This window comes from Corynebacterium stercoris, from assembly GCF_024160105.1.
GTDB lineage: Bacteria > Actinomycetota > Actinomycetes > Mycobacteriales > Mycobacteriaceae > Corynebacterium > Corynebacterium stercoris.
This window is the reverse complement of record NZ_JAMFTQ010000001.1, coordinates 194,458-215,273: the sequence shown is the minus strand read 5'-3', so window position 1 is coordinate 215,273 and position 20,816 is coordinate 194,458. Positions and strand designations below refer to the sequence as shown.

The window sequence follows — 20,816 nt, the reverse complement described above, 5'->3', positions numbered from 1 at the left end:
TGAGACGCGCACATAATTCCGCCGAATCAAACATGTAGCGCATTGCAGAAAAAGCATCGCAGCCCTCGCGGGGAATAACATGAAGCCTATGAGCTCCTCCCAAACCGACAACGTCCTGCGGCTGGTTGAGCAGCAGGACATCGCTTTCCTCCGCCTCTGGTTCACCGACATCGCCGGAAGCCTGAAAACCGTCATGATGGCCCCCGCCGAGCTGGAGAGCGCGTTCGAGGAGGGCGTGGGGTTTGACGGCAGTTCCATCGAGGGTTTTAGCCGCATCTCCGAGTCGGACACGCTGTTGCGCCCAGACCCGAGCACCTACCAGCCGCTGCCGTTCGACGAGGACACCGGCATCCAGACAGCCCGGTTGTTCTGCGACATCACCATGCCGGACGGGGACCCGCTCTACGCCGACCCGCGACACGTGCTGCGCCGCCAAATGAACGCGGCCCGCGAAATGGGCTTCGAATTCTTCGCCAGCCCCGAGATCGAGTTTTACGTGGTCAAACCCGACGGGGACGGGATCAAGCCCTCGGACCGCGGCGGCTACTTCGACCAGGCGAAGCGCAATGAGGCACCGAAGTTGCGTCGTGAAGCGATCTCCGCCCTGGAGTACATGGGGATTACCACCGAGTTTTCCCACCACGAGGCGAGCCCCGGCCAGCAGGAGATCGACCTGCGGCACACGGATGCCCTGACGATGGCGGACAACGTGGTCACGTTCAAATACATCGTGAAAACGGTGGCGGAGGCGAACGGCGTGCACGCCACGTTCATGCCCAAACCGTTCCCCAACCTCGACGGGTCGGCGATGCACACGCACTTCTCCCTGTTCGAGGGCGAGACCAACGCGTTCCACGACCCGGATGACGAGATCAGCTTGTCCAAGGTGGGTCGGCAGTTCATCGCCGGCATCATCGAGCACGCCCGCGAGATCTCCGCGGTGACCAACCAATGGGTGAATTCCTACAAGCGCCTCCAGTTCGGCTCGGAGGCTCCGACGGCGGCGACCTGGGGCATTTCCAACCGCTCCGCCATGGTTCGCGTGCCCACGTACCGCCTGCACAAGGCGGATTCGCGCCGCATCGAGGTGCGCTCGCTGGATTCCGCGTGCAACCCCTACCTGGCCTTCGCAGCGGTGCTGGCCGCCGGCCTGAAGGGTATCGAGGGCGGCTACGAGCTGGACGACCCGGCGCGCGACGACGTCTTCTCGCTCACCCGCCGCGAGCGCCGCGCGATGGGCTACCGCGACCTGCCGAACTCCCTCGACCAGGCGCTGCGCCACCTCGAACAGTCCGAATTCATGGCGGAGGTGCTGGGTGAGCAGGTCTTCGAGTACTTCTTGCGCTCCAAGTGGGACGAGTGGCACGAGTACACCTCCCAGGTCACCCCGTGGGAGATTGAGACGGGGCTGGATCTGTAATGGCGGGGCGCGAGCTGCCGAGCCCCGCGAAACTGGGGTTGACCTCCCCGCGTGCCGCGGATGACCTGGCGGATCTGGGTTTCGACGACGAGGCGATTCTGTGGACGCTCGCCGGCGCGGGCGACCCGGACCTCGCGCTGAACAACGCGCACCGCTTCATGGAGGCGGCGGGTCCCTCTTGGCCCAAGGTCAGGGCATTGCTTGCCGACGATCCCGTTTTCCGCACCCGGTTCATCGCGCTCGCAGGCGGTTCAACGGCTCTGTCGGACCACCTGATCGCCCACCCGGAGCTGTGGGTTGAGCTGCACAAGGACATTCCTACGGCTGAGGAGGCGCTGGCCGAGATGCTCGGCGCAGTCGGTGCCCAACCCGTGGACGAGCACGCGACGCAGCATTTGCGGACCCCCGGCACCTACCGAGCCGCGGAGGAGTGCGCCGCCCCCACCGGCGGCAACGAGGCGCTGCGAGGTGCCCACCGCACCCTGGTGATGCGCGTGGCCGCGGCGGACCTGGCAGGTACGTTTGCGGCCGTCAAGGGCCACGGCGAGGGCCAGACGATGGGCTACCGGGCAGTCACGGAGGCGCTCACCGCGATCGCGGATGCGGCGCTGACCGCCGCCCTCGCCGTCGCGGTGCGCCGCGTCTACGGGGAGGCCGATCCTGATGCCCAACTCGCCGTCATGGCGATGGGCAAGTGCGGGGCGCGGGAGCTGAATTACATTTCCGACGTCGACGTCATCTTCGTCGCCGAGCCGGTCACGCCCAAGATCACCCGCACCGCCGCAGAGTTCATCAAGATCGGCTCCGCCTGCTTCTTCGATGTTGATGCGAACCTGCGCCCGGAGGGCAAATCCGGCGCGCTGGTGCGCACGCTGGACTCGCACAAGACTTATTACAAGCGCTGGGCCGAAACGTGGGAGTTCCAGGCGCTGCTCAAAGCCCGCCCGATGACGGGTGACATGGCGATGGGGCAAGCGTACGTCGATACGCTCGCGCCCCTGGTGTGGGAGGCGAGCCAGCGCGAGAGCTTCGTCGAGGACGTCCAGGCGATGCGCCGTAGGGTGCTGGACAACGTGCCGGAGGATCTGCGCGCCCGCGAGCTCAAGCTGGGTTACGGGGGTTTGCGCGATGTGGAGTTCGCCGTGCAGCTGCTGCAGCTCGTCCACGGGCGCATCGACGACACGCTGCGCACCCCCAACACCATCGGGGCGCTGGAGGCGCTCACCGACGGCGGCTACGTCGGCCGCGAGGACGCAAAACAGCTGGTGGAAGCTTACGAATTCCTGCGCCTGTTGGAGCACCGCCTGCAGCTGCAGCGCTTCCGCCGCACCCACCAGCTGCCGGAGAACGAGGACGAGAAGCGCACCCGCTGGCTCGCCCGAGCTTCCGGGTTCACGCTCGGGCGCACGACCGCGATCGAGCAGATGCAGGCGCGGCTCAAGCAGGTGCGCGACGCGGTGTCCACGCTGCACGAGCGCCTGTTCTACCGCCCGCTGCTGAATGCTGTAGTGGATCTTTCCGTCGGCGAGGCGACGCTGACCCCGGACGCGGCGAAGGCGCGCCTGGCAGCCCTCGGCTACCGCCACCCGGCGCGCGCCTACGACCACCTCACGGCACTTGCCACGGGCACCTCGCGCAAGGCGAAGCTGCAGGCCATTCTTTTGCCGACGCTCATGTACTGGCTCGCCGGCACCGCCGACCCAGGCGCGGGCCTGCTGAATTACCGCAAACTGTCGGAAGCGGCGGAGGACAAGAGCTGGTTCCTGCGCATGCTGCGCGACGAGGGCGTGGTGGGCCAGCGCCTCATGAAGATCCTGGGCAACTCCCCGTATATCTCGGACCTGATTATCGCCGCGCCCGAGGTGGTGAAACTGCTCGGCGACGGCTCCAACGGCCCGCGCCTGCTGGAAGCCGCACCGGACCAAGTGCACAAGGCAATTGTGGCGGCGTCGAAGCGCTACCAGGACGATGCCGACAAGGCGGTGAGCGTCGCCAGGTCGCTGCGCCGCGCGGAACTCGCCCGCATCGCCGCCGCGGATCTCCTGGGATTCATGGAGGTGCGCCAGGTGTGCGAGGAGCTCACCATCGTGTGGGAAGCGGTGCTCCAGGCAGCGCTGCTCGCCGAGATCCGCACCGACCTCGCAGCCCGCGGGGAAGAGCACGCACCTGCCCGCATCGCCATCATCGGCATGGGCCGCCTCGGCGGCTCCGAGCTCGGCTACGGCTCCGACGCGGACGTGATGGTGGTCGCCGAGCCCGTCCGCAGCGGGGATGACGCGCAAGATGTAGCGGACGAGGCGCTCGCGTGGGCATCGCGCATCATTGACCAGATGCGCTCGCGCCTCTCCAAACCCTCCGGCGACCCGCCGCTGGAAGTCGACCTCGGCTTGCGCCCCGAGGGCCGCTCCGGCGCGGTTGTGCGCACCATCGCCTCCTACGAGCGCTACTACCGCGAGTGGGGCGAGGTGTGGGAGAAGCAGGCGCTGCAGCGCGCCACCACCGTCGCCGGCGACGAAATCGTCGGCGAAGCCTTCCTCCGCATGATCGACGCCTTCCGCTACCCGGAGAACGGGGCCACGCTTGCCGGCGTTCGGGAGATCCGCCGCATCAAAGCCCGCGTGGACACTGAGCGCCTGCCCCGCGGCGCCGACAGGAGCGTGCACACCAAACTCGGCCGCGGCGCACTCGCGGACGTGGAATGGACCGTGCAGCTGCTCACGATGATGCACGCCCACACCCAGGAAGGCCTTCACACTACCTCCACCCTGGAGGCGCTTGACTTCCTGTACGAGCTGAACGACCCTGCCATCCTCCCCGCCGCCCAGGCGCACATCCTGCGCGAGGCGTGGCTCACCGCAACCCGCGCCCGCAACGCGCTCGTGCTGGTGTCGGGCAAGCGCACGGACCAGCTGCCCGCGCCGGGCCCGCACCTGGCGCAGGTGGCGGGCTCCGCCGGCTACGACCCGGAGAACCAGCAGGAGTTTCTGGAGGAGTACCTGCGCGTGACCCGCCGCGCCCACCGCGTGGTGGAGGAGGTGTTCTGGGGCGAGGTGCCGTCACTGGAGTTTGAGTAGGGAAGCTGCTGTCTGGTTTTTCAGCTCAACCTGATGTAAACATGTTTACATGAGTGGCGCAGTAATTAGTCTCAGAGTTGACGGTGCACAGATGGAGCGGCTTAAAACGCTGGCAGAACGCACTGGCCGACCCATGTCGTTCTATGTTCGTGAAGCTCTCGATGCGCATCTGGAAGAGATTGAGTACGTCTACCAGCTTGAAGCTGAAGCAGAGGCTGTTCGCCGCGGTGAACTGCAAACGATCGGCCTAAGCGAGCTGAGGTCTCGACTTGGCCTGGAAGATTGAGTTCACGCCTCGCGCGCAGCGCGCAGTAACGAAGCTGGATAGGGGCCATCAACGCCGCATTCTGGATTATCTGCAGGAGGTTTCTCAACTAGATGATCCCAGAAGCCGGGGCAAGGCACTCGCTTCCAGCCTTTCGGGTCTTTGGAGGTGGCGTGTGGGGGACTACCGCGTCGTTGCAGAGATCAACGACGGAACCTTGATTGTGGTCATTGTCGATGTGGGTCACCGTTCGGACATCTATCGCAAATGAGAACGCACTACGGCTACTAGGCTCTGCTGCATGGCTGTGCACATGACTATCGACCTCAACGATGCCACCTTCGCCGATCTGGTCGCCCTCGTGGATGCCGCCCGCGTGGCCGGTATTGATCCCACCACGCCGGTGACGCTCGAGGAGGCCGCGCTGACCGTCGCCGTGGAACCGGCGCCGAAGGCTCCCCACCCGGAGCCCCGCCCGGGCGAGCAGGACCCGGCACCTCGCCCGCTGCCGCAGTTGGGCGATGCCGCGATCCGTTCGGTGGTTGATATTCTCACCGGCCGTCAAGAGCCGCCGCGGCGCTAGTAGACTTCCCGTTTGTGGATTACATCTCGACGCGCGACCCGCACGCGACCCCGCAGGCATTCACCGACATCCTCCTCGGGGGCCTGAGCCCCGACGGCGGCCTCTACATGCCCGCGGTGTACCCGACGATTTCGCCGGAGCTTCTCGATGAATGGCGGGCACTGCTCGCAGCTGAGGGCTACGCGGCGCTCGCGGCCGAGGTGGTGAAGCTGTTTGTCGACGACATTCCTCCTGCGATCGTCGAAAAGCTCACTGCTCAGGCGTACACCACGGAAAAGTTCGCCTCCGAGGAGATCGTGCCCGTCACCGAGCTGGAGGACGGCCTGTGGCTGGCGCACCTGTCCGAGGGCCCCACCGCGGCGTTCAAGGACATGGCGATGCAGCTGCTCGGCGAGCTGTTCGAGTTCGAGCTCACGCGCCGCGGCGAGGAGATCAACATCCTCGGCGCGACTTCGGGCGACACCGGCTCCTCCGCGGAGTACGCGATGCGCGGCCGCGACAACATCCGGGTGTTCATGCTCACCCCGGGCGGGCGCATGACCCCGTTCCAGCAGGCGCAGATGTTCGGTCTCGACGATCCGAACATCTTCAACATCGCCCTCGACGGCGTTTTCGACGACTGCCAGGACGTGGTCAAGGAAGTCAACGGCGATGCCCCGTTCAAGGCGAAGTACCGCATCGGTGCCGTGAACTCGATCAACTGGGCGCGCCTGCTCGCGCAGACGGTGTACTACATCTCCTCCTACATCAAGGTCACTGAGACCAACGATGAACAGGTGAGCTTCTGCGTGCCGACGGGCAACTTCGGCGACATTTGCGCAGGCCACATTGCCAAGCAGATGGGGCTGCCGATTGACCGCCTGATTGTGGCAACGAACGAGAACGACGTGCTGCACGAGTTCTTCACCACCGGCGAGTACCGCCCGCGCTCCGCCGCGGAAACGCACGCGACCTCCTCGCCGTCGATGGACATTTCCAAGGCCTCCAACTTCGAGCGCTTCATTTTCGACGTCACCGGCCGCGACGCAAAGGTCACCGGCAAGCTGTTCGGCGCCAAGGTGAAAGAGGGCGGTTTCAACCTGGACGACTTCGGCGGCACCGTCGGCGGCGACGATGTCCGCGCACGAATCAGCGAGGAGTTCGGCTTCCTCTCCGGCAAGTCCACCCACGCCGACCGCGTGGCCACGATCAAGGACACCCACGAGCGCAACGGCGTGCTCATTGACCCGCACACCGCCGACGGCGTATTCGTGGCCCGCGGGGTTGCGGACCAGGTCACGACACCGATCGTGGTGCTGGAGACCGCCCTGCCGGTGAAGTTCGCCGACACCATCGTGGAGGCTATCGGCGAAGCCCCGGCGATCCCGGAGCGCTTCGCGGGCATCATGGACGCGGAGCGCCACGTGGCCGACCTGCCGAACGACGCGAAGGCAGTGCAGGCGTTTATCGTGGACGCCATCGAGAACACCGACGTCTAACCCCGGAGAGGAGACCACTATGGCACAGGAGCAGTTTGCGGGCCCGGATTACTACACCGAGTTCGATCCGGAGAAGTTCATCCGCGACATGAAGATTCAAGCCGACGAGGCCGCCAAGATGGATGCCCACCTCGCGGAGGAGCACGGCGAGACCGCGGTCGAGGACGCCGAGGATAAGGCGGGCGAGTAAGGCGGAGCACCCCGTGCCCGAATACCGCGAGAACGAAGCGCGGAAGTACCAGCCTGCCGAGGGGCAATACTGGACCTTTCCGGAACCCGTGCCCGCAGCTGCGCAGCAGCCCGCCCCGCACCGCGCGAACACCGCGGGCTGGGTGGTCGCCATTATCGCCGTGGCCGCGCTGGTGGCCACGGTTGTGTGGCTAGGCCTGACTGCGTCCCAGGTGCCCACACGCACCGCCGAGGAGCAGCGGGCGCACGAGGCCGTGCAGACCCCGCCGGATGCCCCCGGTGGCGGGGAGGCGGCGCACGGGCCGGCGAATGAGATTCTGGTGCCCGAGTTCGCGCTGTGGGCGCCCGGCACCAAAATCCAGAGCACCGACCATTTCCCGCAGCCGGGCGAGAGTTTCACAGCGCAGTCGTGCACAGTGGCGTTCTCGTTCTCTAACAGCCAGGGCCGCAACTTCGCCGTCACCGCGGGCCACTGCGGCAAAGAGGGCGACTTGGTGTGGCCGACAAACGCCACCTTCGCCGCGGATTATCTGCGCGAAGCCGGCCGCGTTGTCTACTCCGGGCTCTACAGCCCGGGCAACGAGGGCGTGGACGTGGGCATTGTGGAGATCACGGACCCGGACCGCACCATGGAAGTCGTGGGCGATCCGATCCCCACCGGCATCGGCAAGTCAGTGCCCGGAATCGACCGCATTTGCAAAACTGGCGGCACCACGGGCTACACCTGCGGCACATTCGTGGAAACGCAGCGGGTCCAAATCGTCAACACCGATCTCGACACCGAGCGCCCCACCTTCGGCGACATCGGCGCGGTGTGCGCCGCCCCGGGTGACTCGGGCGGGCCGGTGTTCACCCACGTCAACGGCCGCGCCGTGATCATCGGCGTGGTCTCCGGCACCGAGGCCGGTCGCAGCGAGGAAGAATGCTGGGAGGGCATGGAAAACCCGAAGCGCATGAGCTACTCCAACGTTGAGCAGTTCATGGGCGTGGTGAACAAGGTCATCCCGGACGCGGCCTGGGTCACCCAAACCTGGTAAGGGGGGCTACTTTCGCCTCTCGACGGCTTCCCCCACCGGGTCGCGCCACATCTTGGTGCGCGTGCCGGCCCCGGCCTCGCGGAACAGGCCCTCCGTCTCGCCGTAGGCCGCGAGGCGGAGGCGGCCGATGGTTGCCGGCCGTGTCATGTCCCGCCAGGTGTGCTCGAGGCGCGTGAGGTCCGAGTCTTTCACATTCAGCCAGTTCAGGTCCGCTTCGATGCCGGTTGGGGAGTGGGTGTCGGTGAAGATCAGCGCCTCGGCGTTTTCCTCGTCCGCCATAGCCGCGAACTCCGCGATGGCTGCCTGCGGCACCGTGGTGTAGCAGAAGTTGTAGAAGCTCAGGCGGAGGTTGTCCGGTGTCGTGAGCGTGAGCGAGCGCACGCAATTCTGCTCCAGCAGGCGGGAGAGGTGGCCGCTGAGCTCGGGCAACACGGTCTCAAGTTCGCCGCTAATCTCGCCGCGCACCACGATGCCGGTCTCGGTCGTCGCGGACTCGACGTTGGAAATCAGGTGGGGGCGGATGCTTGCGCGGAGGTTCGCCTCATCCACCGGCGGTGGGTTCCACGGCTGCACTGGTTCCGGCAGCTCCGGCTCGGCGGAGGTGGCGGTCGCTGCAGTCCCGGTGGCGGTACTGGGCTGCCGGGCCGGGGTGCCGTCGGCGCGGTAGCTCGCCAGCATGGCGACGAGCACCACCAGCGCGACGACGATGGCCCCGTAGGTGGTCACAAACACTGCCGTCGGCACGCGTTGCACGAGGCTGCGCTTTTCCGGCGTGGGCTCTTGGGGGGCCTGCGGCGCGGGTTCAGCGGGCGTGATTGCGGTGCTCATGATGGTTGGAAAGTGTAGCGGAACTAGACTCGGAACCCGTCGAAGCGCTCACACCCAGGAAAGGACGCGCCGTGCCCATCCCCGAGTTCATCGTGGAGACCCGAAAGAAGATCGGCACCGATTTGATGTGGCTGCCATCTGTCTGCGCGGTAGTGCTGCGCGATTCCACCGACAACTCCGCGTGGGCCGTGCCGGAGGTGCTCTTGGTCAAGCGCGCGGACAACGGACAGTGGACGCCGGTGACGGGCATCGCCGACCCAGGCGAGGAGGCGCACGACGCAGCGGTGCGCGAGGTGCTCGAGGAGACGGGCATTCGCGCCACCCCGGCCGCGATCCTGGGCGTCGGCGCTGTCGGGCCCGTCACGCACGGCAACGGGGATCTGGCGAGCTACATGTCGATTCAGCTGCGCCTCGAGCCGGAAGACCCCGCCGCTGTGCCGCACGTCGGCGACGACGAGTCCAGCGACGTCGGCTGGTTCCCGATTTCCCAGATGCCGGTGACGGACCCGAAGTGGCGCCTTGTCATCGGCGACGCCGCCGCGCAGCGCAAGCACCCGGCCGGGTTCAGCCCGCGCATGGGGTTCACCAAGCGCTGATGCGCCTCGGCGTCGACCTGTCCGAGCACCAGGCCGGTTTCACCGCTTTCGACGGCCTCGACTTCGCCGTCCTGCGCACCACCGACGGCACCTACCGCGACCACGCGTTTTCGCAGTTTCTTGCCGACGCCTCAGCTGCCGGCCTCGACGTTGCCGCCTACCACTTCCTCCGCGCCCCCTCCGAGGGCACCACTCTGCAGCAGCAGGTTGACGCCGCGCTCGAGGTGCTTGCCGGCGCACGCATCCCGATGTGGCTGGACGTCGAGACACCCGCGGGGCTTTCGCTTGCCGACGTCCGCTCAGCCGCCGCCGCATTCACCGCAGCCGGCGTCGAGGTTGCCGGCGTCTACACCGCCGCCTCCTACTGGCGCCGCCAAATGCTGTTCGCCGACCCAGGCGAGTTCGGCGCGCTGTGGCTCGCTGCGTGGGGCAACAACCCGGAGGTGGGGATCGGTGGGGGAGGGACACTGCCTTTGGCAAGCGAATGCCCGAAACCCTTCGGCATGTCGGCGCCGGTGATGTGGCAGTTCACGTCGCGCGGGCGGGTGCCGGGGTGGGAGGGCGACGTGGACCTCAACGTTGCGCTGTGAGCGACATACACTGAGCCGCATGGAAGCAACCCTGTACAGGCAGAGCCTCAACGGGCCGGTGCGTTGGGTGGCCACCGCCGCCGCGCTGGGCACACTGGCCGCGCTTTTGCCCAGCGCGGTGCAGCCGGGGTGGGTCGGCACCGCAGTGTTCCTGGCCGTTGGGTTGCTCTGGGCGGCGCTGCTCAGCATGCACGCATCCATCCTGGTGGCGCCGGAGGAGGTGACGGTGGGTGTCATGGGCATGTCCGACACCATCCCGTACGCGCACGTGGAGGCGGTTGAAGTGGGCCCGTCGACTGGGGTGCGCGAAGGCGTGGGGGTGCGGTTTCTCAAGGGCGCCAACTCCACCGGCTACGTGGTGGGCGGGCCCACGGTGCGCATCACGACGCGCACCACTGATTACCTCGTCTCAGCGCGCAACCCCGAAGCCGCGGTTGCGGACATTCGGGGTCGGATGGGGGCGCGGCGCTAGGACGCGATGATGCCGACGATCGCAGCGTTGAGCATGTTCGTGGCAAAACCGGTGAGCAGCGCAAGCGGCGCAAGCTTGGCAACGTCGCTGCGGCGCTCCGGGGACACGCCGCCGAGGGCGCCGATCTGAATCGCGATCGAGCTGATGTTGGCGAAGCCAGCCAGCGCGAACGTGGAGATCATGATGGACTTCGGCGACAGGTTGTCCAGGTTCTCGCCCATGGAGGTGAAGCCGACGAACTCGTTGATGATGGTCTTCTCTCCGATGAAGGAGCCGACGAGCTGCGCGTCTTCCCACGGCACGCCGATGAGCCAGGCGAGTGGCGCGAAGAGGGCGCCGAAGAGGCCCTCGAGCGACCAGCCCTCGTAGCCGAAGATGGTGCCCACGCCGCCGATAATGGCGGAAAGCATGGCGATGATGGCGATGAACGCGATGAGCAGGCAGCCCACGGCCACGGCGATCTGGCCGCCGCTCATGGCGCCGCGGCCGATCGCGTCGATGATGTTCTTGGATTCGGTATCGCGGACGTCACGCACGTTCGCATCGAGGGTGGACTCTTCCGTCTCCGGGATGAGGGCCTTGGCGACCAGGATGGAGCCCGGCGCGTTCATGATCGACGCGGCGAGCAGGTATTCCAGCGGTGCACCGAGCAGGGAGTAGCCGATGATGGTGGAGCCGGCGACGGACGCGAAACCACCCGTCATGCAGGTGAACAGCTCGGACTTGGTAAGGCGCTTGACGTACGGGGCGATGACCAGCGGGGCCTCGGATTGGCCGAGGAAGATCACGGTGGTTGCCCACACCGATTCCACCTTCGAGGTGCCGAGCAGTTTTCCCAGCGCGCCGCCGACGATGTCCACGAAGAACTGGATCACGCGCAGGTAGTACAGCGCGCCGATGAGCGCGCCGAGCACGATGATCACGGGCAGCACGTTGAGCGCGAAGACGAAGGAGTTCTCCGGGTCGAAGAGTCCGCCGAAGACGAAGCTCGTGCCCTCGTTGGTGAACTCGGTGAGTTTGCCCAACCCCTCGGCCACGCCCTTCATGGCGTTGAAGCCGACGGACCATTTCAAAACGAGCAGGGAGAGCACGATCTGCAGCAGGAAGCCCACGCCGAGAGTGCGCCAGTTGATCTTGCCGCGGGCGCGCGACAGCCCGATCAACAGGCTGAAGATGAGGATGATGCCAAGCAGGCCTTGAAAACGTTCCATGGTGGTTACAGCGCTTCCGGTCCGAAGGAGTGGGGGAGGATCTCCGTGTTGAAATCGTAGGTGCGGGTTGTGTCGCCGTCTTCCAGAATCACCCGCTCGCAGCCGAACTCGCGCAGCACCTGGCGGCAGGCACCGCAGGGGAAGCAGGGCTCACCCTGCTTGCCGACGACAGCAACCGCCGCAATGCTGAACCCCGCCTCACCCACATCGTGGGCCTCGCCGCCGGCGAGCGCGCCGCCGACGGCGTTGCGCTCAGCGCAGATGGCCAGGCCGTAGGAGGCGTTTTCGAAGTTGCAGCCCTCGAGAATTCTGCCGTCGGAAAGCAAGAGCGCAGCGCCGACGCGGAACTGCGAGTACGGCGCGTAGGAACGCTGCTGGGCGTGGCGGGCGCGCTCGATGAGCTCCGTATCGGCGGGCTGAGACAATGTCACTGGGATCACCTCTACAAATGTTCTGGAAACGATTGACACTTGCTACACGACGAATCATAATCGGCATTGACGGCCAAGACAATGGCGAAACCCACGAAGCGCATGGGCTGTAACCTGGGCCACAAACGGAAACGTAGAGAGCAGCAAAGGAGAAAACCCATGGCAGAGAAATTCGACGCAGTGGATGTCATCCGCACCAAGCGCGACGGGCAGAAGCTGAGCCGCGGCCAGATCGATTGGGTGATTGACGCCTACACCCGCGGCACGGTGGCCGACGAACAGATGGCGGCGCTCGCAATGGCGATCTTCCTCAACGGCATGGACCGCGAGGAGATTGCGCAGTGGACACAGGCGATGATCGATTCCGGCGAGACGATGAGCTTCGACAGCCTCTCCCGCACCACCTCCGACAAGCACTCCACGGGCGGCGTGGGCGACAAGATCACCCTCCCGCTCGCACCGCTGGTTGCCACCTTCGGTGTGGCTGTGCCGCAGCTCTCCGGCCGCGGTCTCGGCCACACCGGCGGCACCCTGGACAAGCTGGAGGCCATCCCGGGCTGGGAAGCCAACATCTCCAACGAGCGCATGATGGAAATCCTGGAGGATCCGGGCTGCGTCATCTGCGCCGCCGGCAGCGGCCTCGCGCCGGCCGACAAGAAACTCTACGCGCTGCGCGACATCACCTCCACCGTCGACTGCATCCCGTTGATCGCCAGCTCCATCATGAGCAAGAAGATCGCAGAGGGTACTGCCAACCTCGTCCTCGACGTGAAGGTGGGCTCCGGCGCCTTCATGAAGGACATCGACCAGGCCCGCGCGCTGGCGCAGACCATGGTTGATCTGGGCACCGACGCAGGCACCAACACCGTTGCGTTACTCACCGACATGTCCACGCCGCTGGGCCGCAAGGTGGGCAACGCGCTCGAGGTGGAGGAGTCTGTCGAGGTGCTGGCCGGCGGCGGCCCGGAGGACGTGGTTGAGCTCACCGTGGCCCTGGCGAACGAGATGCTGGAAGCAGCTGGCGTGACCGACGCCGACACGGAAGCCGCGCTCAAAGACGGCCGTGCGATGGACACCTGGAAGAAGATGATCCGCGCCCAGGGCGGTGACCCGGACGCGGAACTGCCGAAGGCCGCGCACACCCACACCGTGACCGCCGACGCGGACGGCTACCTCTCCGAGCTCGACGCGCTTGCCGTGGGCGTGGCCAGCTGGCGCCTCGGCGCGGGCCGCGCGCGGAAGGAAGATGCGGTGCAGTTTGGCGCCGGCATTGAACTGCACGCCGTGCGAGGCGACAAGGTGGCCGCGGGCCAGCCGCTGTTCACCCTGCACTCCGACGAGGAGGACCGCTTCGCGCGTGCTCTCGAGTCGCTCGACGGTGGCTACACGATTGCCGCAGAGGCTCCGGAGCGCCGCGAGTCCGTGGTGCTGGACCGCATTACTGCGGGGAACTAGGCGCCTGCCGCTCCTTGCAGAACCAGGTGAGGAACCGGCTCGAGCACAGCGCCCAGTGCGCCACAAGGAGCACTGGGATGCTGAGCGCCACCATGTCGAGCCACTCCGACCCGTTGACAAGGGCCACCTGGTGCCCGCCCATGCTCACCGTGCCGGGCGGGAAGGTGCAGGCCCACCAGGCCGGCGCATAGTCGACCCAGCGCGCGACGTTGGGGTAGAAGGTGACCATTGCGTACAGCGCCAACGGAATCGCGATGATCAAGGCCGCGAGGCCGTAATAGACCGAGAACGCGCCGGGGTAAAGCACCTGCAGAGCAGTGGTGGATTGGCCGACGACACCGAGCGGCACCCACGCGGTGGCGGATTTCGCCCCAGCGAGATCCACCTTGCCCCGCCAGGCGGCCCAATACACGCGGATGAACACCGGCACCGCCGTGAGCAGGGACATGAGGAACAACGCTGTGCCAAGCGCGTGGTATGGCTGGCCGAAATCCCGCGCGAGCCATCCGGCGAGCGAGGCGGAGATCATCGGGCCGACCAAGGGTAGACCCCAGGTGAACGCCGGATCCCCCTCGAACTTGCTGAGCTGCACCGCCCACGTGACTACCGTGGCCGGCGCGGCGATCCAGAACGCGACGAGGCGGAAGACGCTCAGGTCCGTCAGCCCGGACAACGCGGCGCCAAGGGCGAGAATGCCGATGAAGAACATCGACCACTCCGCCATGTTGGCTCGCTCGAAGCGGGGGTGACGGTGCCTGGCGAGGCCGACGAGCAGCACGATGAGAATTGCAGTTGCGAGCGCGGTGAACACGCTCGCGGCGATCGGCATCTCTTCCTCCACCAGAAGGCGCGCCACGATGGAGGTGCCCATGAGGCTGCCGCCCCACGCGGGGCCGGCCGGAGGGAGCTTGTTCTCGGTCTCAGTCACGGGACTATGGTAGTCCCTTTTTGCTGGGGGCTCAGGAAAGCCCTAGCAGTCGTAGTACAGCTCGAACTCGAGCGGCGTCGGGCGCAGGCGCGCCGGTGCGATCTCGCCCTCGACCTTCAGGCGGACGTAGGCCTCCAGCAGGTCTTCGGTGAATACGTCGCCTTCGGTGAGGAAGTCGTGGTCCTCCTCCAGCGCGGCGAGGGATGCGTCGAGCGAGGTCGGTGCCTGCGGGATCTCCTTGGCCTCCTCCGGCGGCAGCTCGTAGAGGTCCTTATCCACCGGGGCGTGCGGCTCGATGCGGTTCTTCACACCGTCGAGGCCAGCCATCATCATGGCGGCGAAGCCGAAGTACGGGTTCCCCGACGGGTCCGGCGCGCGGAACTCAATGCGCTTGGCCTTCGGGTTTGCACCCGTGATCGGGATGCGGATCGCGGCGGAGCGGTTGCGCTGCGAGTAGACGAGGTTGATCGGGGCCTCGAAGCCCGGCACCAAGCGGTGGTAGGAGTTCAGCGTCGGGTTGGTGAACGCCAGCACAGCTCCAGCGTGCTCGAGGATGCCGCCGATGTACCAGCGCGCAATATCGGACAGGCCACCGTAGCCGGACTCGTCGTAGAACAGCGGCTCGCCGTCCTTCCACAGGGACTGGTGGGCGTGCATGCCGGAGCCGTTGTCGCCCGCGAGCGGCTTCGGCATGAAGGTCACGGTCTTGCCGAACTGGGTGGCCGTGTTCTTCACGATGTACTTGAAATCCTGCAGATCATCCGCCGCGTGGAGCAGCGTGTTGAAGCGGTAGTTGATCTCCTGCTGTCCGCCGTTGCCCACCTCGCGGTGGAACCGCTCGATGTCGAAGCCGGACGCCGCGAGGTTGCGGACCATCGCATCGCGCACCTCGACGGTCTTGTCGTGCGGCGGGACGGGGAAGTAACCACCCTTCCAACGGTTCTTGTAGCCGAGGTTCGGGCCGCCGTTCGGCTCAACCTCGTTGCCGCGGTTCCACCAGCCCTCTTCCGCGTCGATCTCGTAGAAAGCGTGGTTGCCTTCCGCCTCGTAGCGGATGGAGTCGAAGAGGTAGAACTCTGCCTCGGCGCCGAAGAAGCAGGTGTCAGCGATGCCGGTGGAGGCGAGGTACTCCTCGGCCTTGCGGGCGACGTTGCGCGGGTCGCGCGAGAACGCCTCGTGGGTGAACGGGTCGTTGACGAAGAACTTGACGTTCAGCGTCTTGGAGGAGCGGAACAGATCCACCTTCGCCGTGGCCAGGTCCGGCATGAGGGTCATGTCGGACTCCTCAATCGTCGTAAAGCCGCGGATCGAAGATCCGTCGAACGCGAGACCCTCCTCCATGACATCCTCGTCGAAAAGGGATGCCGGGACGGAGAAGTGGTGCTCGTTGCCCGGCACGTCGGTGAAACGTACGTCGATGAACTCCACCCCCTCATCGGCGATGAACTTCTGTACTTCCTCAATGTTGGCGAATGCCATGAGGTACTCCTTCGTAGCGGTGACAATGCGTTGCGGCAATGCGGTCCAGCTTAATAGATCTCCGTCCCATCACTGTTAACGTTTCCCCGCCAGCTACGCTGTAAGGCATGGCTAATACCGGAGGAAGCTGGCGCGACGGGCCCGAACTGCCCAACCAATTCACGGGAGAAGACGCGATTCCCGCGTACCCGGGTCAGTTCCTCGGCATGCCGCAGGAGGGCCCCGGTTCGCAAGCCTCGGTGGCGCGCCGCATGGGTGCGGTCGCCATCGACTGGCTGATCTGCCTCGCCGCCGCCACCATGATCACGCTCAACACCGACGCGTTCGGGGACCGCGCCACGCTGACCTACCTGCTGTGGCTCGCCCTCGGCATTCTCTCCGGCTGGCTGTTCGCCCGCACACCCGGCATGGCGGTGCTGGGCATGGGCGTTGCGCGTATCGATGCGGAAGCGCCGGTCGGCTTCTGGCGCGCCGCCGTGCGCACACTGCTCACGGGCTTTATCCTGCCGGCCGCACTGGTGGATGCGGACGGCCGCGGCATGCACGACCGCGCCACCAACACCACCGTGATCAGGGCTTAGGCGCTTTCCGACGAAAGCTTTTCGACGTCAGCGATTAATTGGCAGGATTTCCCCGCGCAGCTCCTTGCCGAAGTTGATGTGGTGGGAGAACGCCCAGTCTGGATCAGTGATGAGGCGGGCGATGATGAGGCCGCCAGCAATGAACAGCACCGCAAGGGTCACGTCGGCCACGGCGAACAGGGCATCCGGGGTGTTGCCCTCGGCGAAATTGTGCACCGCGCGGTAGATCGCGGTGCCCGGAATCATCACGACGGACGCCGGAACGGTCACAGTCACCCGCGGGACCGACACGACGTTGCCCATCTGGCTGCCGAAGAGGCCGATTACGAAGGCGGCCGCGAAGGCCGCTAGGAACGGGCGGGCGTCCATCGTGAGCAGCCAGAGGCGGAGCAGGTTGGCGAGCGCGCCGATCAGCGCAGCGACGAGCGCCATGCGCCGCGACGAGTTGAACAGGATCGAGAAGCCGCCGACTGCGACGAAGGACGCGATGCCGCCCGCGAGGAAGTACTCGAGGCTCGCCTCATGGGTCGCCGGACTGGCCTGCGGAGTGCCAGACAGCGTGGTCACCACCGTCACAGTGAGCATGATGACGGTGATGCATTCCAGCGCGAAAAAGAGGCGCGGGATGCCCGCGGTGAAGTCGAAGCGGGAGAGATCGAGAAACGCCGTGAACAGCGGGAAGCCGGGGATCAAGAACAGCACGGCTGCGATGAAGCCGGGGGAGAGGTCCGTTGTGGTTGGCAGAAGGTACACCGTGGTGAGGTAGAGGGCGCTGGCGACCCAGGCAGCGACCGTCGTCACGCCGAGCACGTTGAAGTGCTTGCGGTGCAGCTTCACTCGGACGAACTGGCCGACGGCAGCGCTGAGGAACACGTAGAGCGCGGCTTCATAGCCGAACTGGTTGAGCACCGCGAAGCCCGCACAGGCGAGGCCGGCGGCTAGCGAGGCGATCCAGATGCTCCAGCGCGGGGTGGGGATTCGCTCAATCTCGTCGAGGGCTGCGTTGACCTCTTCCGCGGTGCAGTAATCCTGCAGCAGTGTGTGCGCGGTGTCCTCGAGCGCTTCGATGCGGCTGGAGTTCACGCCCGGCAGCGGCACATCCGCGACCACTGTGCGGAACTCCTCGCCGTGGTGGAATGTGCAGCTGATGGTGTTGAAGCCAACCAGCACGTCGGCGTTGTCGAAGCCGAGCGAGCGGGCGCAGCGCTTGACCGCGCGGATGACGCGGTAGCTCGAGGCGCCGGCGGAAAGCAGCATCATGCCGAAGCGCAGGGCGGTGTTCGCCTCGGCGGCGAACTCTACGTGACCAGCTTCAATCGCTGGCGAGATGTTGTCAGCCACGTGAGCTGAGTCTATGGCGGCAACGAAAGACCCGCAGCCTGAGCGGTTGGGGCTCGGGGTGCGGGTTGTACGTCAATACGCGGGGCTACTTGCCCTGGCGCTCCTGCATGCGGCGCATGCGGCGGTTCATGCCCGCCATGTTCTGGGCCTGCTTCGGAATCGGGCCGCCCGGCATGCCAGGGATCTGGCCCTGGCGGGTGCGGGCATCCATCGCGTCGAGCTTGGCGGAGAGGGCGTAGACCTCGTCCTTCTTGTAGTTCTTCGGCAGCTTGAGCAGGTGCTTCTGCAGGTCGCGGACGCGCACCTGGCCCTCGCCTTCACCGGCGTAGACCTCGTAGATCGGCACACCGGCCAGCAGGCGGTCGACGCGCTTGTGCTCCTTGGCCATCAGGGACTTCAGGCGGTTCGGGTTGCCCTCGCCGACCAGCACCACGCCAGGGTTGCCCACCACGCGGTGGACGGTATCCATGTGAGTATTCGCCTGGACGCCGTTCTTGGTCAGCCACACGATGCCCATCGTGTTGCGCATGTTCTCCAGGGTCCAGCCGGCAGCGCCCGGGGTGTCGCCGACCTCGTCGTACATCGAGCCTTCAAGGCGGCGGGAGAAGATGAACATCGCCAGCACGGCACCGAGCAGCAGGCCCATGACAAGCATGAACCATTCGCCGCTCCAGAGCAGACCAATGAGGAAGAACAGCAGGCCCATGCCGAGCACGGCCAGGAGCATGAAGGGGATCAGCTTGTTGTCGCGCTTGCGCTGGATGTTGAACGCTTGCCACACCTGCGTGCGCGTCTGCTTGCCCTTTGCACGCTTCGCCGCGCGCTGTTCCTTCTTCGCGGCCTTTTGGGCCGCCTTCTGTGCGCTGGAGTCCTGCTTCGCCATGTGGCCTACTCTAGGTCACCGTCCTTAAGCGGTCCAAAGGCGGCTCGGACTCGGCGCCGTAGGGCTCTAGCGGGTGGTAACCGGGGTGTCCTGGCTCTCGCCGTACTTGGCCAGCAGGGTAGAGGCCTCTTGGGCGGTGTCGCCCTGGGACGTCTCGGCGAGGTGCTTCAGGTTCTCCGGCAACTCGAGGCCGCGGTGGCGCATCGCCTCGACGTAGAGCTTGCCGGCGCGGTAGGAGGAACGCACCAGCGGGCCGGACATGACGGCGCCGAAGCCCATCTCGTAGGCGGCGTCGCGATACTCGATGAACTCTTCCGGCTTCACCCAGCGCTCGATCGGGTGGTACATCGGGCCCGGGCGCAGGTACTGGGTGATGGTGATGATGTCGGTGCCGGCATCCACCAAGTCGTGCAGCGCCTGCATGACCTCCTCCGGCGTCTCGCCCATGCCGAGGATGAGGTTGGACTTGGTGATCAAGCCGAAGTCGCGCGCCTGGCGGATCACGTCGAGGGAGCGCTCGTAGCGGAACGCCGGGCGGATGCGCTTGAAAATGCGCGGCACCGTCTCCACGTTGTGGGCGAATACCTCGGGGCGTGCCTCGAAAACTTCCTGCAGCAGGTCGGCCTTGCCGGAGAAGTCCGGGGTGAGGTTCTCCACGCCCGTGTGCGGGTTCAGCTCGTGGATCTTGCGCACCACCTCGGCGTAGAGCCACGCGCCCTCATCTTCGAGGTCGTCGCGGGTCACACCGGTGATGGTGGAGTAGTTGAGGTTCATTTCGCGGACCGACTCGGCCACACGCTGCGGCTCCTCGCGGTCCAGCGGCTCCGGCTTCGCGGAGTTGATCTGGCAGAAGTCGCACCGGCGTGAGCAGTTCGCGCCGCCGATCAGGAAGGTTGCCTCGCGGGATTCCCAGCACTCGTGAATGTTGGGGCAGCCCGCCTCCTGGCAAACGGTGTGCAGGGAGGCACCCTTGACCTTCTTCTTCATGTCCTCATACTCGGGACCGGTCTTCACCGCGTTGCGGATCCACCGCGGCTTCGTCTCGATGGGAGTTTCAGCGTTGCGCTTCTCGATGCGCAGTAGCTTGCGGCCTTCAGGTGCGATAGTCACGCCTCTTACCGTAACAACGCTGTCAAGAACGGTGCTTTCGGCTAAAAGCGTACTTAAGCCTTAGGGCGTTTGCGCAGGCCTTTCGACGGATCCGGCGCAGATCCGAAGGAGTGGTTCGCAACCACGAGTTCGCCGGCGAGCGCACGCTCCAGCGCGTCGATCAGCGGCGGCACCATGTCCGCCGGGGTCACCTCGCGGCCGAGCTCCAGGCTCATGGTGGTCACGTCGGCATCGTCGATGCCGCAGGCCACGATGTGGCCGTAGTGCTCGAGCGTGTTGTTGCAGTTCAGACTCAGCCCGTGCATGGTCACGCCGCGGGTGATGCGGATGCCCAGCGCCGCCACCTTGCGGTCCCGCGTCGGCGCGGCCGGATCGGCCGCCTTAGTCGTCGCCGGCACCCAGACTCCGGAGCGGCCGTCGATACGTCCAGCAGTCTCGACACCGGCCATGCGCACGGCCTCGATGATTGCCTCTTCCAAGCGGCGCACGTAGTCGACCACGTCCACCGGCTCGGCGAGTTTGATGATGGGGTAGACCACCAGCTGGCCCTCGCCGTGCCAGGTGATGCGGCCGCCGCGATCAACGCCGACTACGGGCACCGGGTTCGACGGATCCGGCATATCCTCCGGCTGGGTGCGCTTGCCCGCCGTATAGGTGGAGGGGTGCTCCAGCACCAGAATCGTGTCGCCGACCTCGTCCGTTGCGCGCTTCGCAGCCAGCTCAGCCTGGATATCCCACGCTTCCTGGTAGTCCACGAGGCCCAGCTCGCGGACGTCGATAGGCGCGGCGGAAGCCCGGATGGATTTGTCGGCGGGGAAGAACGGGTCGCGCGGTGCAGTCATACTTGGAAGTGTAACCGTGCGGA

At 66.0% G+C, this 20,816-nt stretch carries 22 protein-coding genes; 13 read left to right on the top strand and 9 right to left on the bottom strand.

Going from position 1 to position 20,816, the window contains the following annotated elements; all coding sequences use genetic code 11:
• The first annotated feature begins 88 nt into the window (after positions 1-88).
• Genes M5J20_RS01000 through M5J20_RS00965 form a run of 8 tightly spaced genes read left to right on the top strand, consistent with a single transcriptional unit; the run spans position 89 to position 8,046 of the window.
• Entirely contained in the window at positions 89-1,420 is a 1,332-nt protein-coding gene (locus M5J20_RS01000; RefSeq protein ID WP_253575499.1) for a glutamine synthetase family protein, read from the top strand.
• Positions 1,420-4,494, top strand: a complete 3,075-nt coding sequence (locus tag M5J20_RS00995; protein ID WP_253575497.1) for a bifunctional [glutamine synthetase] adenylyltransferase/[glutamine synthetase]-adenylyl-L-tyrosine phosphorylase — start codon at positions 1,420-1,422, stop codon at positions 4,492-4,494. The genes M5J20_RS01000 and M5J20_RS00995 overlap by 1 nt, the downstream gene beginning before the upstream one ends.
• Positions 4,495-4,543: 49 nt before the next feature.
• Complete coding sequence (relB, locus tag M5J20_RS00990; protein ID WP_253575495.1) at positions 4,544-4,780, top strand: type II toxin-antitoxin system RelB family antitoxin; 237 nt, start codon at positions 4,544-4,546, stop codon at positions 4,778-4,780.
• On the top strand, positions 4,764-5,030 hold the full coding sequence (locus M5J20_RS00985) for a type II toxin-antitoxin system RelE family toxin (RefSeq protein ID WP_253575493.1): 267 nt from the start codon (positions 4,764-4,766) through the stop codon (positions 5,028-5,030). The genes relB and M5J20_RS00985 overlap by 17 nt, the downstream gene beginning before the upstream one ends.
• A gap of 30 nt (positions 5,031-5,060) precedes the next feature.
• Positions 5,061-5,342, top strand: a complete 282-nt coding sequence (locus tag M5J20_RS00980) for a Cgl2226 family protein (RefSeq protein ID WP_253575491.1) — start codon at positions 5,061-5,063, stop codon at positions 5,340-5,342.
• Positions 5,343-5,356: 14 nt separating this feature from the next.
• Complete coding sequence (gene thrC, locus M5J20_RS00975) at positions 5,357-6,820, top strand: threonine synthase (protein ID WP_253575489.1); 1,464 nt, start codon at positions 5,357-5,359, stop codon at positions 6,818-6,820.
• Between the two features lie 19 nt (positions 6,821-6,839).
• Positions 6,840-7,010: a hypothetical protein gene (locus M5J20_RS00970; protein ID WP_253575487.1), complete on the top strand. Its 171-nt coding sequence runs from the start codon at positions 6,840-6,842 to the stop codon at positions 7,008-7,010.
• 13 nt (positions 7,011-7,023) lie between these two features.
• Entirely contained in the window at positions 7,024-8,046 is a 1,023-nt protein-coding gene (locus tag M5J20_RS00965; protein WP_253575485.1) for a trypsin-like serine protease, read from the top strand.
• A 6-nt stretch (positions 8,047-8,052) separates the two neighbouring features.
• On the opposite strand, the gene M5J20_RS00960 is transcribed toward M5J20_RS00965, so the two are convergent.
• Positions 8,053-8,874, bottom strand: coding sequence for a hypothetical protein (locus tag M5J20_RS00960; protein ID WP_253575484.1), 822 nt, complete (start codon positions 8,872-8,874; stop codon positions 8,053-8,055).
• 71 nt (positions 8,875-8,945) lie between these two features.
• On the opposite strand from M5J20_RS00960, the gene M5J20_RS00955 reads away from it, so the two are divergent.
• From M5J20_RS00955 to M5J20_RS00945, 3 genes are read left to right on the top strand one after another with little or no spacing between them, the layout of a single operon-like run.
• The gene (locus tag M5J20_RS00955; RefSeq protein ID WP_253575482.1) at positions 8,946-9,470 is read left to right on the top strand and encodes an NUDIX hydrolase; all 525 of its coding nucleotides are present in this window, start codon (positions 8,946-8,948) and stop codon (positions 9,468-9,470) included.
• Entirely contained in the window at positions 9,470-10,060 is a 591-nt protein-coding gene (locus tag M5J20_RS00950) for a glycoside hydrolase family 25 protein (protein ID WP_253575481.1), read from the top strand. Before M5J20_RS00955 ends, M5J20_RS00950 begins: the two co-directional genes overlap by 1 nt.
• A gap of 19 nt (positions 10,061-10,079) precedes the next feature.
• Positions 10,080-10,532: a DUF3093 family protein gene (locus M5J20_RS00945; RefSeq protein ID WP_253575479.1), complete on the top strand. Its 453-nt coding sequence runs from the start codon at positions 10,080-10,082 to the stop codon at positions 10,530-10,532.
• Here M5J20_RS00945 and M5J20_RS00940 read toward each other — a convergent pair.
• Together M5J20_RS00940 and M5J20_RS00935 are read right to left on the bottom strand one after the other, a co-directional pair.
• A complete protein-coding gene (locus M5J20_RS00940; protein WP_253575477.1) occupies positions 10,529-11,743 on the bottom strand; it encodes a NupC/NupG family nucleoside CNT transporter in 1,215 nt (404 codons plus the stop codon). The genes M5J20_RS00945 and M5J20_RS00940 overlap by 4 nt on opposite strands.
• Before the next feature lie 5 nt (positions 11,744-11,748).
• Positions 11,749-12,168, bottom strand: a complete 420-nt coding sequence (locus M5J20_RS00935) for a cytidine deaminase (RefSeq protein ID WP_253575864.1) — start codon at positions 12,166-12,168, stop codon at positions 11,749-11,751.
• 165 nt (positions 12,169-12,333) lie between these two features.
• On the opposite strand from M5J20_RS00935, the gene M5J20_RS00930 reads away from it, so the two are divergent.
• Positions 12,334-13,629 carry a thymidine phosphorylase gene (locus M5J20_RS00930; protein ID WP_253575475.1) on the top strand — a complete coding sequence of 432 codons (1,296 nt, stop codon included), beginning with the start codon at positions 12,334-12,336 and terminating at the stop codon, positions 13,627-13,629.
• On the opposite strand, the gene M5J20_RS00925 is transcribed toward M5J20_RS00930, so the two are convergent.
• Positions 13,613-14,557 carry an SLAC1 family transporter gene (locus M5J20_RS00925; RefSeq protein ID WP_367614832.1) on the bottom strand — a complete coding sequence of 315 codons (945 nt, stop codon included), beginning with the start codon at positions 14,555-14,557 and terminating at the stop codon, positions 13,613-13,615. The genes M5J20_RS00930 and M5J20_RS00925 overlap by 17 nt on opposite strands.
• Positions 14,558-14,599: 42 nt before the next feature.
• A complete protein-coding gene (gene glnA, locus M5J20_RS00920; RefSeq protein ID WP_253575860.1) occupies positions 14,600-16,036 on the bottom strand; it encodes a type I glutamate--ammonia ligase in 1,437 nt (478 codons plus the stop codon).
• 107 nt (positions 16,037-16,143) lie between these two features.
• Here glnA and M5J20_RS00915 point away from each other — a divergent pair, with 107 nt between their 5' ends.
• The gene (locus M5J20_RS00915; protein WP_253575473.1) at positions 16,144-16,617 is read left to right on the top strand and encodes an RDD family protein; all 474 of its coding nucleotides are present in this window, start codon (positions 16,144-16,146) and stop codon (positions 16,615-16,617) included.
• A 27-nt stretch (positions 16,618-16,644) separates the two neighbouring features.
• On the opposite strand, the gene M5J20_RS00910 is transcribed toward M5J20_RS00915, so the two are convergent.
• The 4 genes from M5J20_RS00910 to lipB all read right to left on the bottom strand — a co-directional run bounded on the left by M5J20_RS00910 (position 16,645) and on the right by lipB (position 20,793).
• Entirely contained in the window at positions 16,645-17,958 is a 1,314-nt protein-coding gene (locus tag M5J20_RS00910) for a threonine/serine exporter family protein (RefSeq protein ID WP_253575471.1), read from the bottom strand.
• Positions 17,959-18,043: 85 nt separating this feature from the next.
• Positions 18,044-18,841 (bottom strand): DUF4191 domain-containing protein, encoded by a 798-nt coding sequence (locus M5J20_RS00905; RefSeq protein ID WP_253575469.1) that lies wholly within the window; start codon positions 18,839-18,841, stop codon positions 18,044-18,046.
• Between the two features lie 66 nt (positions 18,842-18,907).
• Positions 18,908-19,951 carry a lipoyl synthase gene (gene lipA, locus M5J20_RS00900; protein WP_253575466.1) on the bottom strand — a complete coding sequence of 348 codons (1,044 nt, stop codon included), beginning with the start codon at positions 19,949-19,951 and terminating at the stop codon, positions 18,908-18,910.
• A gap of 53 nt (positions 19,952-20,004) precedes the next feature.
• A complete protein-coding gene (gene lipB, locus M5J20_RS00895) occupies positions 20,005-20,793 on the bottom strand; it encodes a lipoyl(octanoyl) transferase LipB (RefSeq protein WP_253575464.1) in 789 nt (262 codons plus the stop codon).
• Positions 20,794-20,816: the final 23 nt, after the last annotated feature.

Bases quoted from the DNA above. Each gene is read 5' to 3' on its own strand.
- M5J20_RS01000 (WP_253575499.1), top strand. From the start codon at position 89: ATGAGCTCCTCCCAAACCGACAACGTCCTGCGGCTGGTTGAGCAGCAG.
- M5J20_RS00995 (WP_253575497.1), top strand. From the start codon at position 1,420: ATGGCGGGGCGCGAGCTGCCGAGCCCCGCGAAACTGGGGTTGACCTCC.
- relB (WP_253575495.1), top strand. From the start codon at position 4,544: ATGAGTGGCGCAGTAATTAGTCTCAGAGTTGACGGTGCACAGATGGAG.
- M5J20_RS00980 (WP_253575491.1), top strand. From the start codon at position 5,061: ATGGCTGTGCACATGACTATCGACCTCAACGATGCCACCTTCGCCGAT.
- M5J20_RS00970 (WP_253575487.1), top strand. From the start codon at position 6,840: ATGGCACAGGAGCAGTTTGCGGGCCCGGATTACTACACCGAGTTCGAT.
- M5J20_RS00960 (WP_253575484.1), bottom strand. From the start codon at position 8,874: ATGAGCACCGCAATCACGCCCGCTGAACCCGCGCCGCAGGCCCCCCAA.
- M5J20_RS00950 (WP_253575481.1), top strand. From the start codon at position 9,470: ATGCGCCTCGGCGTCGACCTGTCCGAGCACCAGGCCGGTTTCACCGCT.
- M5J20_RS00945 (WP_253575479.1), top strand. From the start codon at position 10,080: ATGGAAGCAACCCTGTACAGGCAGAGCCTCAACGGGCCGGTGCGTTGG.
- M5J20_RS00940 (WP_253575477.1), bottom strand. From the start codon at position 11,743: ATGGAACGTTTTCAAGGCCTGCTTGGCATCATCCTCATCTTCAGCCTG.
- M5J20_RS00930 (WP_253575475.1), top strand. From the start codon at position 12,334: ATGGCAGAGAAATTCGACGCAGTGGATGTCATCCGCACCAAGCGCGAC.
- glnA (WP_253575860.1), bottom strand. From the start codon at position 16,036: ATGGCATTCGCCAACATTGAGGAAGTACAGAAGTTCATCGCCGATGAG.
- M5J20_RS00915 (WP_253575473.1), top strand. From the start codon at position 16,144: ATGGCTAATACCGGAGGAAGCTGGCGCGACGGGCCCGAACTGCCCAAC.
- M5J20_RS00905 (WP_253575469.1), bottom strand. From the start codon at position 18,841: ATGGCGAAGCAGGACTCCAGCGCACAGAAGGCGGCCCAAAAGGCCGCG.
- lipB (WP_253575464.1), bottom strand. From the start codon at position 20,793: ATGACTGCACCGCGCGACCCGTTCTTCCCCGCCGACAAATCCATCCGG.